10 protein-coding genes and 1 pseudogene are annotated in these 13287 nt (G+C 72.3%); 1 reads left to right on the top strand and 10 read right to left on the bottom strand.

Features of this window, described 5'->3' with window-relative positions:
* Positions 1–60: 60 nt before the first annotated feature.
* The 5 genes and pseudogenes from ASD48_RS42500 to ASD48_RS28580 all read right to left on the bottom strand — a co-directional run bounded on the left by ASD48_RS42500 (position 61) and on the right by ASD48_RS28580 (position 6357).
* Positions 61–1001, bottom strand: a pseudogene (locus tag ASD48_RS42500) (enoyl-CoA hydratase-related protein).
* A gap of 651 nt (positions 1002–1652) precedes the next feature.
* Positions 1653–2870: an acetyl-CoA C-acetyltransferase gene (locus tag ASD48_RS28595; RefSeq protein ID WP_057604619.1), complete on the bottom strand. Its 1218-nt coding sequence runs from the start codon at positions 2868–2870 to the stop codon at positions 1653–1655.
* A 157-nt stretch (positions 2871–3027) separates the two neighbouring features.
* Positions 3028–4170: an acyl-CoA dehydrogenase family protein gene (locus ASD48_RS28590; protein ID WP_057604618.1), complete on the bottom strand. Its 1143-nt coding sequence runs from the start codon at positions 4168–4170 to the stop codon at positions 3028–3030.
* 28 nt (positions 4171–4198) lie between these two features.
* On the bottom strand, positions 4199–5224 hold the full coding sequence (locus ASD48_RS28585) for an LLM class F420-dependent oxidoreductase (RefSeq protein ID WP_057604617.1): 1026 nt from the start codon (positions 5222–5224) through the stop codon (positions 4199–4201).
* Positions 5224–6357 (bottom strand): CaiB/BaiF CoA-transferase family protein, encoded by a 1134-nt coding sequence (locus ASD48_RS28580; protein ID WP_199876040.1) that lies wholly within the window; start codon positions 6355–6357, stop codon positions 5224–5226. The genes ASD48_RS28585 and ASD48_RS28580 overlap by 1 nt, the downstream gene beginning before the upstream one ends.
* A gap of 413 nt (positions 6358–6770) precedes the next feature.
* Between ASD48_RS28580 and ASD48_RS28575 the strand changes: the two genes are divergently transcribed.
* Positions 6771–7418: a TetR/AcrR family transcriptional regulator gene (locus ASD48_RS28575; protein ID WP_057604615.1), complete on the top strand. Its 648-nt coding sequence runs from the start codon at positions 6771–6773 to the stop codon at positions 7416–7418.
* A gap of 7 nt (positions 7419–7425) precedes the next feature.
* Here the strand turns inward: ASD48_RS28575 and ASD48_RS28570 are convergent, their stop codons facing one another.
* The 5 genes from ASD48_RS28570 to ASD48_RS28550 all read right to left on the bottom strand — a co-directional run bounded on the left by ASD48_RS28570 (position 7426) and on the right by ASD48_RS28550 (position 13226).
* Positions 7426–8415, bottom strand: a complete 990-nt coding sequence (locus tag ASD48_RS28570; RefSeq protein WP_057604614.1) for an NAD(P)-dependent alcohol dehydrogenase — start codon at positions 8413–8415, stop codon at positions 7426–7428.
* A 157-nt stretch (positions 8416–8572) separates the two neighbouring features.
* Complete coding sequence (locus ASD48_RS28565; RefSeq protein WP_057604613.1) at positions 8573–9277, bottom strand: TetR/AcrR family transcriptional regulator C-terminal domain-containing protein; 705 nt, start codon at positions 9275–9277, stop codon at positions 8573–8575.
* Between the two features lie 24 nt (positions 9278–9301).
* Entirely contained in the window at positions 9302–10117 is an 816-nt protein-coding gene (locus tag ASD48_RS28560) for a DUF427 domain-containing protein (RefSeq protein WP_057604612.1), read from the bottom strand.
* A 56-nt stretch (positions 10118–10173) separates the two neighbouring features.
* Complete coding sequence (locus ASD48_RS28555) at positions 10174–11679, bottom strand: glycoside hydrolase family 43 protein (protein ID WP_057604611.1); 1506 nt, start codon at positions 11677–11679, stop codon at positions 10174–10176.
* 68 nt (positions 11680–11747) lie between these two features.
* Positions 11748–13226 carry an MFS transporter gene (locus ASD48_RS28550; RefSeq protein ID WP_063887510.1) on the bottom strand — a complete coding sequence of 493 codons (1479 nt, stop codon included), beginning with the start codon at positions 13224–13226 and terminating at the stop codon, positions 11748–11750.
* Between the last annotated feature and the right edge of the window lie 61 nt (positions 13227–13287).

The following is a 13287-nucleotide window of genomic DNA, read 5'->3' as shown; positions in this document are numbered from 1 at the left end:
GGCTGAGGGTGAGGTGGGTGGGAGTGAGATGAGCGGGTGAGGTGGGTGGGGGTGAGGTGGTCAGCGGTCGGTGAAGGTCTCGCCTCGCTGGGCCTTGCGGAGCAGCAGTTCGGGCGGCGCGAAGCGGTCTCCGTGCAGTTCGGCGAGTTCGCGTGCGCGGGTCACGAAGCCCGGCAGACCTCCGGGGTGGCCGTTGACGTACTGGAGCACGCCGCCCGTCCATGCCGGGAAGCCGATGCCGAGCAGCGAGCCGACGTTGGCGTCCGCGACGGAGACGAGCACGCCCTCCTCCAGGCAGCGCACGGCGTCGAGGGCCTCGACGAAGAGCATCCGTTCCTGGAGTCCGGCGAGGTCGGTCCCGCGCAGGGCCGCGTCGGTGAAGTGCTCCCGCAGTCCGGGCCAGAGCCCCGTACGGCGACCGTCCTCGTAGTCGTAGAAGCCCGCTCCGCCGCTGCGGCCGGTGCGCCCGAACTCGTCGATCATGCGGTCGACGACGGCGTGGGCCGGGTGGGGCCGCCAGACGTGCGGGTCACCCCTCCTCCGCCGGGCAGCAGTCCGAAGGTGACCTCCGGCAGGCCCACGCGCGCGTCGGGCCGGTCCAGTACGACGCGGTGGTGACAGGCGAGCGCGATCTCGTAACCGCCGCCCAGGGCCGCGCCGTTGACGGCGGCCACGACGGGTACGCCCAGCGTCTCCATCCGGCGCAGGGCACGCTTGACGCGCATGCCGGCCTCGAAGGACGCGCCGGCGGTCTCGGGGGTGACGGCGATCAGGTCCCGCAGGTCGCCGCCGGCGAAGAAGGTCTTCTTGGCCGAGGTCACGATGACACCCCTGAGGCTGTCGCTCCGCGCCTCCAGCAGGTCGACGGTGGCGTCGAGCGAGTCGATGAACGCCGCGTTCATGGTGTTGGCGGACTGGTCGGGGTCGTCGAGGACGAGGGTGACCACGTGGTCGGCGTCCTCTTCCCAGCGGATGGTACGGCTTACGGCTTCGAGGGCCATGGGATGCGCTCTCCTACGGGTGTGCGTGCCTCACAGGGGCGGACGGGGGTCGCGCGAACGGCGCGGGGTGGCGCGGGGGGATGGGTCGGCCTTTGCGTCGGTCCGAATGTGTCGGCGCCTGCGCCGGGCCGGATCAATCGCGGCCTGCGCCTGGCGGCGAGAGCCGTGCCGGGCGGAGGGTGCGGGAGCTGTGCGGGCCGGAGGGGGCGGGAGGCATACGGGCCGGACGGGGGCAGAGCCGATGCCAGGCGGAGGGGGCGGGAGCTGTGCGGGCCGGGGGGAGGCCAAACAGGCCGGATGCAGCGGGACCCATACGGGCGGATTGTGGGCAGAGCCGATGCGGGGCTGGGGGGAGGCAGGTCCCCATCCCGGGCCGGTCGGGGCAGGTGTGCGCAGGAGCGATGAGGTGGCCTGCCGCCGGCCGGTCGGGCGGAAACTGCGCAGGGCGACGAGCGTGGCCCGCACCGGGCCGGTCAGGGCAGGACCTGCGCCGGACGATGAGGGTGGTCTGCGCAAGGCGGACGAAGGTGGCCCGCACCGGGCCTGTGGAGGTGGCCCGCACCAGGCCGGCGGAGGTGGCCCGCACCAGGCCGGCGGAGGTGGACCGCGCCGGGCCGGCTGGAAGGCCGAGGGGTCGGCAGGGCACGGCGTTCAGAGTCGTTCGACGACGGTGGCGATGCCCATGCCGCCGCCGACACACAGGGTGGCGAGCCCGTAGCGCAGGTCGCGCCGATCGAGTTCGTCCACGAGCGTGCCGAGGATCATGGCTCCGGTCGCGCCGAGCGGATGGCCCATGGCGATGGCGCCGCCGTTGACGTTGACCTTCTCGGGGTCCAGCCGCAGGTCCTTGACGAAGCGCAGCACCACCGCCGCGAACGCCTCGTTGATCTCGACCAGGTCGAGGTCGTCGACGGTCAGGCCGGCCCTGTCGAGTGCCTTGCGGGAGGCCGGGGCGGGTCCGGTCAGCATGATCGTCGGGTCGGCTCCGGAGACGGCGGCGGACACGATCCGGGCTCGCGGGGTCAGTCCGTGCCGTCGGCCGGCTTCGGCGGAGCCGACGACGGTGAGCGCCGCTCCGTCCACGATGCCGGAGGAGTTGCCCGCGTGGTGGACGTGGTCGACGCGTTCGATCCAGTGGTACTTCTGGAGGGCGACCGCGTCGAATCCGCCGAGTTCGCCGGCGGCAGCGAAGGACGGCTGGAGCGCGGCCAGGGAGTCCGTGGTCGTGCCGGGCCTGAGGTGTTCGTCCCGGTCGAGGACCAGCAGTCCGTTGCGGTCCCGTACGGGGACGACGGAGCGGGCGAAGCGGCCTTCCTTCCATGCCCGGGCGGCCCGCTCCTGGGACTCGGCCGCGTAGGCGTCGACGTCCCGGCGGCCGAACCCCTCCAAGGTGGCGATCAGGTCGGCGCCGATGCCCTGCGGGACGAAACCGGTGTCGTGGTTGGTCAGGGGGTCGAGTGCCCAGGCACCGCCGTCGCTGCCCATGGGGGTGCGGGACATGGACTCCACCCCGCCGGCCAGGACCAGGTCCTCCCAGCCGGAACGCACCTTGGCGGCGGCGAGGTTGACGGCTTCCAGGCCGGAGGCGCAGAAGCGGTTCTCCTGGACGCCGGCGACGGTGTCGGGCAGCCCGGCGGCCATCGCGGCGGTCCTGGCGATGTCGGCGCCCTGGTCGCCGACCGGGCTGACGACGCCGAGGACGATGTCGTCGATGCCGGCCGGGTCCAGGCCGGGGAACCGACGGCGCACCTCGTCGATCAGGCCGACGACCAGGTCCACGGGCTTGGTGCCGTGCAGCGCGCCGCCGGGCTTGCCCCGGCCGCGGGGGGTGCGGATCGCCTCGTACACAAACGCTTCGCTGGTCGTCACAGAGAGCCTTCCGGTCGGGTGGAGGGAGTCGGCGGAGGGAATCGGCGCAGGCAGTCGACGGAGGGAGTCGACGGGGGACACGGGAGCGCCGGGTGCGAAGGGGAGGGCGGGAGGAAAGGGGAGGGGAGGGGATGGAAGGGCAAGGCAGGGCGGGCGCTCAGGTCAGCAACGCGCGGCCGATGATCTCCTTCATGATCTCGGTGGTCCCGCCGTAGATCGTCTGGACTCGGCTGTCGAGGAACGCCCGGGCGACCTGGTACTCCGTCATGTATCCGTATCCGCCGTGCAGTTGGAGGCAGCGGTCGACGACCCGCTTCTGGAGTTCGGTCGCCCACCACTTGGCCATCGAGGCGTGTACAGCGTCGAGGCGGCCCGCTCCGTGCTCGGTGACGCAGCGGTCGACGAAGGTCCGGGTGACGGCGCACTCGGTGGCCATCTCGGCGATCTCGAAGCGGATGTGCTGGAGGCGGGCCAGGGGGCGGCCGAACGCCTCGCGCTCCTTCACGTAGGCGCGGGTGAGTTCCAGGACGTGTTCGGCCGCGGCCGCCGCGCCCACGGCGATGGCGAGCCGTTCCTGGGCGAGGTTGGCCATGAGGGCGGCGAAGGCCTGGTTCTCCCCGCCCAGCAGGTTCTCCTTGGGCACCCGGACGTCGTCGAAGAACAACTCGGCGGTGTCCTGGGCCTTCTGGCCGATCTTGTCGAGGTTGCGGCCCCGCTCGAAGCCCTTCATGCCGCGTTCGACGACGAGCAGGCTCTGCCCGGAGCTGCCGCCCTCGGGGGTGGTGCGGGCCACGACGACGACCAGGTCGGCGAGGATGCCGTTGGAGATGAACGTCTTGGCGCCGTTGAGGAGGTAGTGGTCGCCCCGGTCGGTGGCGGTGGTGCGGATGCCCTGGAGGTCGGAGCCCGCTCCGGGTTCGGTCATCGCGATGGCCGTGACGGTCTCGCCGGAGGTGAACCCGGGCAGCCAGCGCCGCTTCTGCTCGTCGGTGCCGAGCCGGGTGAGATAGGGGCCGACGATGTCGTTGTGCAGGCTCAGCGCCACGCCGGACGCTCCGGCCCGCGCGAACTCCTCGATCAGGACGGCGCTGTGGCGGAAGTCGTCGACTCCCCCACCGCCGTACTCCTGCGGCACCGCGAGGCCCAGCAGGCCCTGGCGGCCCGCCGCGCGCCAGACGTCACGGCTGACGACTCCGTCGCGCTCCCAGCGGTCGTGGTGCGGCAGCACCTCCTTGGCGAGGAAGGTGCGGACGGTTTCGCGGAACGCCTCGTGCTCCGCCGTGTACAGGTCTCGTTCCATGGTCGCCCCCGGGTCGGGAAGTCGTCGTTCAGAGCCAGTTCTTCACGAGCTCGACGAGGCGGGCCGGATCGCGGCCGACGGGGGTGACGTTGAGCATCGTGACGCCCGCCTCTCGGAATGCCTCGACGCGTTCGCGCACATAGCCCTCGGGGCCCGCCAGACAGATCAGTTCGCACAGTTCGGCGGGGACCGCGGCCTCCGCCTCCCGCCTGCGGCCCGCGAGGAAGTGCTCCTGGACGGCGGCGGCCTCGGCCTCGTAGCCGTAGGAACAGACCAGGTCGTAGTAGAAGTTGCGGCCCGGAGCACCCATGCCTCCGACGTACAGGGCGATGACGGGCCGCATCAGATCGCGGACCCCTTCGGCGTCGTCCCCGACCGCGAGCAGCCCGCCGGCGACGACGGACAGCGGGCCGAGTTCCGGGGCACGCAGCGCCGCGCCCTCGGCGAGCGGGCCGCCCCAGACCTTCGCCGCGTGTTCGGGCACATAGAGGAACGGCAGCCATCCGTCGGCGAGTTCGGCGGTCATCCGGACGTTCGCGGGACCGAGTGCGGCCACGTACACCGGGATGGTGTCGCGTACCGGGCGGGTCAGCAGCTTCAGCGGTTTGCCGAGCGTGCCGCCCTTCTCGGGCGGCAGGGGCAGGTCGGTGATGCCGTGGTGCTCGATCACCTCGCGCCGCCAGATGCGGCGGGCGAGCCCGATCGTCTCGCGGGTGCGTCCGAGGGGCCGGTCGTAGCGGCGGCCGTGCCATCCCTCCACCACCTGGGGGCCGGAGGCGCCGATGCCGAGCAGGGCACGGCCACCGGTGAGGGCGTCGAGTCCGGCCGCGGTCTGCGCGATCAGCGCGGGGGTGCGGGAGTACACGTTGAGCACGGCGGAGCCGATGCGCAGGCGCTCGGTGCGGGCGGCCAGGTATCCCATGATCGTCGGGGAGTCGAAGCCGTACGCCTCGGCGACCCAGATCGCGTCGAGTCCCGCCGCCTCCAGCGCGGCCGCCTCGTCGGCGGCGGCACGGGGGTCACCGGCGTACTGCAGGGGGGTGGAGAGTTCCATCAGCGTCCGTCCTCGGGGTGGGTGGCGGGCCGCGGGGCTCCGGTCAGTTCCGGGACGCGCCAGTCCCGGGCCACCTCGTCGTGGTGTGCTCCGGGGCGGGCCGGCGGCAGCCGCACCGCGCCGGGCGTCGCGGAGAATCGGGGCGCCGGGCCGGGCTGGACGATGCCGTGTTCCTCGGTGAAGGTCCCGCGGGCCCTGAGGTGCGGGTGGCGGGCGGCCTCCCGCAGGGAGAGCACCGGGGCGACACAGGCGTCCGTGCCTTCGAACACCGCGGTCCAGGCGGCACGCCCTTCGGATCCGAAGCGCGCCGCGAAGGCGGCCCGCAGTTCCGGCCACCGGCGCGGGTCGTTCCGGTCCGGCAGGTCCTCGGCGTCGAGGCCGAGGAGGCGGACGAACTCGGCGTAGAACGCGGGCTCCAGCGCGCCGACCGCCATCCAGCCGCCGTCGGCCGTCTCGTAGACGGCGTAGTAGGGGCACCCGCCGTCCAGCAGGTTGCGGCCGCGGGCGTCCTGCCACGCCCCCGACGCGAGCATGCCCTGGACGAAGGCGGTGAGGTGGGCGGTCCCGTCGACGATCGCCGCGTCCACCACCTGCCCCTCTCCCGTGCTCCGGGCGGTCAGCAGGGCGGCGAGCACTCCGGCGACGAGGTAGAGCGAGCCGCCCGCGTAGTCGCCGAGCAGGTTGCCGGGGATCACCGGCGGGCCGTCGGGGGCGCCGATCATGCCGAGTGCGCCCACGGTGGCGATGTACCCGATGTCGTGCCCGGCCCGGGGCGCCAGCGGACCGTCCTGGCCCCAGCCGGTCATCCGGCCGTACACCAGGGCCGGGTTGACGGCCAGGCACTCCCGCGGGCCCACACCCAGCCGCTCCGCCACTTCCGGCCGGAAACCCTCGATCAGGATGTCGGCGCGCGCCGCCAACGCCCGTACGGTGCCCGGCCCGTCGGCCGACTTCAGGTCGACCAGGACGGATCGCTTGTTGCGGTTGGTGACGTCGAAGGCGGCGTCGACGCCGAGGACCGGCGTCCCCGGCCGGTCGACGCGGACGACGTCGGCCCCCAGATCGCCGAGCAGCATCGCGGCGAACGGCGCGGGCCCGATCCCCGCCAGCTCCACCACCCGTACACCGGCCAGTGGCCCGGCCCGGCGGCCCGCCGCTGCCGCCACTGCCGCCGGTGCGGCCGGTGCCGCCGGTGCCGCCGGTGCCGCCGGTGCCGCCGGTCGCACGGTCCTCGCGTCCCGGTGCGTCGCGGTGTCCCTCATGGCGCTCATCAGCCCTCCGAACTCCGGTCTACTTAGCGCTCGCTAAGAAGGTAGAGAGGAGTGGGCAACCGGTCAATGGTCGTAACGCCACCTGTTCCGAAGGAAGTTGAGCCCCTGAATTCCTGTCATTTCGCTGGAAAGACGACGCGGCGCGAAGAGACTCATCGGCGAAGCATGCTCAGGATCTCAGGGTTACTGAGCGGACGTTAAGCGGCATGAGGGGCGCCTTCAGGCGCCCGGGGACGTACGATGTCACTCGTCGGCACCGCACCGGAGGAGCATCCTTGAGCACGCAGCCCCGCCAGGAGACCGCCGCCGCGCCCCACTGGCGCAGCTACGCGCCGCTGGACCTCCATCCGATCCTGGTGCACGCCATGGAGGCCTTCAACGAGCACGGCTACCACGGCACTTCGGTACGGGACATCGCCGGCCGGGTCGGAGTCACCGTCCCCGCGCTCTACTACCACTACGCGAACAAGCAGGCGCTGCTGGCCACCTTGCTGGAGACGTCCATCAAGGACGTGCTCGACCGCTGCCGGGCGGCCGCGGCGGAGGCCGGCGACGAGCCGCTCCCCCGCTTCCGCGCCATGGTCGAGTCCATCGTGCTCTACATGGCCAACCGCAAGGGGCTGGCCTTCCTGGACACCGAGATACGCAGTCTCGAACCGGCGAACCGCGCCCGTTACGTGGCGCTGCGGGACTATCTCGAGCACATGCTGCTGGACACCGTGCGGGCGGGCATCGCCCAGGAGGTGTTCACCACGCCCATCCCGGCCGACGCGGTCCGGGCCGTTCTGATCATGTGTCAGGGGGTGGCCAACTGGTACCGGGCCGACGGCCCGCTCAGCGCGGCGGAGATCGCCGAGCGGCACGTCCTTCTCTGCCTCGGCACGGTGGGCGGCACGGAGGCGGCCGCACGGCGCCCGACCTGACTCCCGCTCACGCCACCGTGATCACGGCCTTGCCGCGTGCGTGCCCCCGTTCCAGATGCCGCACGCCCTCGGCCGCGTCGGCCAGCGGGTAGGTCCGGTCGATCACCGGGGTGAGGCTGCCCGCCTCGATGAGCGCGGTGACGGCGAGCAGATCCTCCCGGGCCGGTCCGGCCGGGGTCGCCGGGAGGATCGTACGGAGCTGTTGCCGGACGAACCCGTTGACCGCGATCACCCGGAGCATGGCACCCACCGCCCCGAACACCCGGCCGGGCGAGCCGCCACCGTTGGCCACGAGGGTGCCCGTCGGGGTGAGGGCCCGACGCAGGCGGCTCAGCGGGTGGTTGCCGACGTTGTCCAGGATCACGTCGTAGCGTTCGCGTCCTTCCGTGAAGTCCTCCCGGGTGTGGTCGACGACGTGCACGGCGCCGAGGGAGCGCACCAGATCGACGTTGGCGGTACCGCAGACCCCGGTGACCTCCGCGTCCAGGGCCGCCGCGATCTGCACGGCGAACGTCCCGACGCCGCCGGCAGCTCCGTTCACCAGCACCCGCTGTCCCGCCCGTACCCGGCCCGCCGTCCGGATGCCACGCAGGGCGGTCACCGCCGCCATCGGCACCGCCGCGGCCTGCTCGAAGGTCAGGCCCGCGGGCTTGGGCACCAGCAGATCCCCGGTCGTACGCGCGTACTCGGCGAAGGAGCCGTGGCAGAAGCCCAGCACCTCGTCGCCCGGCCCCAGCCCTCGTACATCGGCGCCGACCGACTCGATCTGCCCGGCGAAGTCGATACCGGCCACCCGGCACTTCGGCCGCGTCAGCCCCACGCCTCCCATCAGCCGCGCCACGTAGGGATCGCCGCGCAGCATGTGCCAGTCGTAGGGGTTCAGCGCGGCGGCACGCACCCGTACCGACACCTGGCCGGCCGAGACCTCCGGCCGGTCGGCGTCCACCAGTTCCAGGACGTCCGGCGGACCGAACCTCTCCTGCACGATCGCCTTCATCGGGTCGCCCCCTCGTTTGCGGCATCGATGGCCGAGGAGCCCACGACAGATGCCTTCCGGCACGGCGGGTGTACGCCGTACACCTCTGTCAGGCACGGTAGGTGTACGTCGTACACCCGTCAAGGGGAAGCGGGAGGGAAGGCAGGGGGAAGGACGCTCAGGCGGTGCCCAGGAGCCGTTCGAGGCCGTCCAGTGTCAGGTCGAGCGCGAACTCGAACTCGAACTGGTCGTCACAGCCCGCGCCGACCACGGACTCCGGGTCGTGGGCGACCGACATGGCCAGTTCGGTGATGTGCGGGTAGCGCGCCGCCATCTCCTCGGGGGGCATCGCGTCCGGGTCCGGCGCGCCGCCGTCGGCGCGGTCTTCGAACAGCTCCTGGGAGAAGCCCAGCAGGCGGCTGCCCATGACGTGCATCGCGTGATGGACGAGGCGGATCGAGAAGCCCCCGGCCCGGAAGATCCCGATCATCGAGTCCAGGTACGCCATCACCGCGGGGGTGGGGGTGGCCCGCGCCTTCGTCCGTGACTCGATGACCGCGGGCGCCCAGGGGTGGCGCAACAGCATGCCGCGGGCCGACAGCACCCGCCGGCGCACGGTGGTCTTCCAGTCCGTGCCGTCGGCCGGTGGGTCGATCTCGTCCATGAGGACGTCGATCATGCCGTCCAGCAACTCGTTCTTGTTGGCCACGTGCTTGTACAGCGCCATCGGCACGACGCCGAGCGCCTGCGCGATGTTGCGCATGCTGAGCGCGTCGACTCCGCCGTCGTCGGCCAGCGCGACGGCGGCACTCAGCACCCGTCCCCTGCTCAGCGGCGGGCGGGACTGCGCGGCGACGCCCACCTTCGTCGTGATCTCCACCATCTCCTCTGCCGTTCGACGACGCCGTCAGGGCGCCGGGCGGGACAACAGCGTATGCGTGAAGGGGGTGACGGGGCGTTCGAGGCGCTCGCCGTCCACGGTGATGTCGACCGCCTCGTTGTAGAAGGCGAGCAGCCCGGCGACGGCGGCCACGGCAGGCACCGGCGTGGGGTAGCTCCACACGATGTCGGGCGGGACGTCCGCCTCGCCGGTCCAGGACCAGTACCCGGCGGTGCCCTTGTAGGGACAGCCGGTGCGGTGGTCGGTGGGGGTGAGGAGGTCGAGGCGGACATCCTCGCGGGGGATGTAGTAGCGGGTGGGCAGGCCGGTCTCGAAGAGCAGGACCGGCCTGCGGGTGTCGGCGACGACCGTGCCGTCGATCTCGATCCGGACGTGGCTGCTGCTGGGAAGGGCGTCGACCCGCTTGTGCGGGTCGCGGGGGTGGATGAAGATCTCCTCCTCTTCCTCGTACCAGTGGTCGAGTCCCCTGCCGGTGCGCCGGAACCACTCGAAGGCGATGTGCCCGGCCAGGTCCCGCGCGGGGAAGGTCCAGGCCGCGTTCTCCAGCAGTTCGCCGTCCACGTCGAGGTCGTAGAAGAGCCGCGAGCCCGTGTGCGTGCCGACCGGCGGGTGCCCGGCCGGCCGCAGCAGGTCCTCGCGGACCTCCTCGCGCGGGAAGGCGTACAGCGGCACCGGCACCCCGGGTTCCCAGACGAGAACGGGATGCCGGCTGTCCACGACCGTGAACTCGCCCTTGCGGCCCCGGACCCAGCGCGGGCTGGGCTCCCAGAGAAGACCTTCGGGGGTGGTGCGTACGGAGTCGGCGGTGCTGAGCTCGCTCATGTTTCCTCCCTCGAACGCTCCGCTCATCCCCGCGTTCCCCGGACGCGGGGACACTCTCACCGCCCGGTCAGTACCTCCGGGTCGTCGGCGCCGCTGTAGGTGAACGACCGGAACAGCACCTCGCCCTCGGTGCAGGCGATACCGACCGTCCGGCCGGTCATGCCCGCGGCGACCTCGGTCGAGAAGTAGCGGCCGTCGATGCGGCCGAGTTCACGGAATCCCTCCGGGCCGTCGAATCCGGCCACGACTTCGTCGGGCCCCATGTCGGTGCCGAAGGGGGTGGCGGCACTGTGCGGTACGACGCGCAGTTCGAGGGTCGTACCGCCGGTGGCAGCGGCCCCGGCGGCGGCTTCGCCCAGCACCACGTGTGCCGCGCCGATCCGGGCGACGGCACGCACACGGCCGTCCGCCGCCACTTCGACGCGTACGGCGTGACGGGCGTCGATCCGCAGCTCCAGGCCTCCGGATCCGCCGGATACCTCGGCCTTGCCGTCCGTGACGACCGTTGCCCGGGCCCGCAGGTAGAGGTGCTCCTGGCGGCGGCCCACGAAGGCCGGACCGGCCGTCGCGGCCAGTCGGCGGCCGTGGTCCGTCACCGTCAGCACATCGGAAGGGAACGCGCCGGGCGCAACCCAGGACGGCGGCAGGGGCTGCCCCGCATCCGTCAGGTGCTCGGTGAGTTCCGGTGCGGTCTCCGGCTGGATCGGTTCGGCCGGGCCGGGCCAGCCCGCGTTCCAGCGCACCTCACAGGCGAAGGTCTCCCGGCCGAGCACGTGCCATTCGGGGCTGCTGCCGCGCGGCCGCACGCCCAGGTAGACCATCGCCCACGTGCCGTCGGGACGCTGAACGAGGTCCGCGTGGCCGGTGCTCTGGACGGGATCGTCGCTGCCGCGCGCGGTGAGGATCGGATTGCCGGGGCAGGCCTCGAAGGGGCCGGACGGCGAGGGCCCCCGGGCGATGGTGACGGCGTGCCCGCGTTCGGTGCCGCCCTCGGCGATGAGCAGGTACCAGTGCTCACCGATGCGGTACAGGTGGGGGCCCTCGGGGAACTTGCCGCCCGTCCCCTGCCACAGCCGCCGTCGCCCGGTGAGCAGGGCGCCGGTCCGCGGGTCCAGCTCGGCCTGCACGATCCCCTCGCCGAACCGGGTCCAGGTCAGCAGGCAGGTGCCGTCCTCGTCCCAGGCGATGTCCGGGTCGATGCCCAGTGCCTCGGGGATCCACACCGGGTCCGACCAGGGGCCGGCCGCGTCCTCGGCGGTGACCAGGAACACCCTCGGCTCAGCCACCAGGAGGGTGCTGATCATCCAGAAGCGGCCGTCGTGATGACGAAGGGTCGGCGCCAGGATGCCACCCGAGGCCCACACCCCCTTCAGCGGCAGCTGCGACGGCCGGTCCAGCGCGTGGCCGACGTGCTCCCAGGTGCGCAGGTCGGTCGACCGGTGGATCGGCACGCCCGGCGCGTATTCGAAGCTGGAGTTGGCGAGGTAGTACACGTCCCCCACACGGCAGACGCTGGGGTCGGGATGGAATCCGGGGATGACCGGGCGGACGGGCAGCTGCACGGCGTGACTTTCTGGTGGTCGGTCGCGGGCGGGGTGCGGGGCGGGACGGAGGTGGGCGTCCGGCCCGTTCAGGCGGCCACCGCGGCCACCGCGTCCTCGGTCTCCGGATCCCGCAGCGGCGGAATGAACAGGGAGAGCGCCAGGGCCAGGAGCGTGACGAGGGAGCCGAGCCAGAAGACCCAGGCGTAACCGGCGTCCTGGTAGAAGGCGGTCCCGTCGACCACGGTGCTGTGGGCACTGAGGAGGGCGTACGCGCCGGCGGTGACGATGGCGCCGAACAGGCTGATCAGCATGTTGAGCATGCCGCTGCCCAGTCCCTGTTCGTCACGGGAGACGACGCCGACCACGAGCACCGGCGCTCCCGCCACCACGACACCGGCGCCGATGTTGGCGACGCAGGACGTCAGGGAGAGTTCCAGCTCGTTGCCGTGGAAGAAGCCGACGAGCGCGTAGCCGACGGCCATGACGGTCAGGCCCGCGATCCACACCTTGCGCGGGTCCAGGCCGCGCAGGAAGCGGCTGACGAGGATGCCGGTCCCGAACATCACCAGGTTCCAGCTCACGCTGACCACGGCGTTGTGCTGCGCCGTCCATCCGAGACCGGCCGAGACCCCGGGGATGTGCGGGAAGAGGGCCAGCAGAATGGCCAGTCCCGGCATCGTGAACGCGACCGTCTGGGCGAGGCCGCCGGCCGTGAGGGCCAGGGCCACGGGGCGCCGGCGCAGAACCTTCAGGTCGAGAATGGGATGGGCGCTGGCCCGCTCGACGAACAGGAACGCCATCAGGGCGACAGCGCCGGCGGTGAGCCAGCCGAGCGTGCGGACGTCCGTCCAGCCCCAGCTCTGGCCCTGGCCGACGGCGTAGATCACGGCGGTGAGGCCGCCGCCGAGGACCAGTCCGCCCAGCCAGTCGAAGCCCGAGTCGAAGGCGTGCCGCGGTGTCTCCGGAACCAGCACGGCGACCAGCAGGAACGCGACGGCGGTGGCGGCGGCGAGGAACCACAGGGCGCCCCGGTAGCCCCAGTGGTCGACGAGCCATCCCGCCAGGAAGGGGGTGCCGAGGGCCACCAGTCCGACGCTGCTGCCGATCATGCCGCTGGCCGACTTGACCAGCCGACGCGGGAAGATGTCGCGCACGGCGGCGAAGGAGAGGGCGCCGAACGGGCCGTAGAAGCCGGCGATCGCCCGGCCGACCAGCACCAGCCAGAAGTCTCCGGCCAGCGCGGCCAGCGCCTCGCCGCCGGCACCCAGCGCCATCATGGCGAGCATGACGCGCTTCCTGCCGTACAGGTCGCCCAGCTTGATGGCGAACGGCGTCAGCAGGATGGTCACCAGGGTGAGCGTGAGGCCGAACCACGCCACCTGGGTGGTGTGGAAGCTCTGCGCGACGCTGGCGGTGGCGTTGGCGCCGAGGATGCCGCCGGCGGCCAGCAGCTGGGTGGGCCAGGCGAGCGCGATCAGCACCGCGACCAGGCGGAGGTTCCAGCCTCCGCCGGTCTTGGCGGGCGGCGCGATGTCGACTGAGGGGCTTGGCGACGTCGGTGTCATGCCAGCCCTCCTTTCACGGAGGTACCGAAGGGAGTGAGAGAGATGTGGGGGGTGCGCGGAG

Source organism: Streptomyces sp. Root1310, from assembly GCF_001426425.1.
Taxonomy (GTDB): domain Bacteria; phylum Actinomycetota; class Actinomycetes; order Streptomycetales; family Streptomycetaceae; genus Streptomyces.
This window is presented reverse-complemented; position numbering and strand designations above follow the sequence as displayed.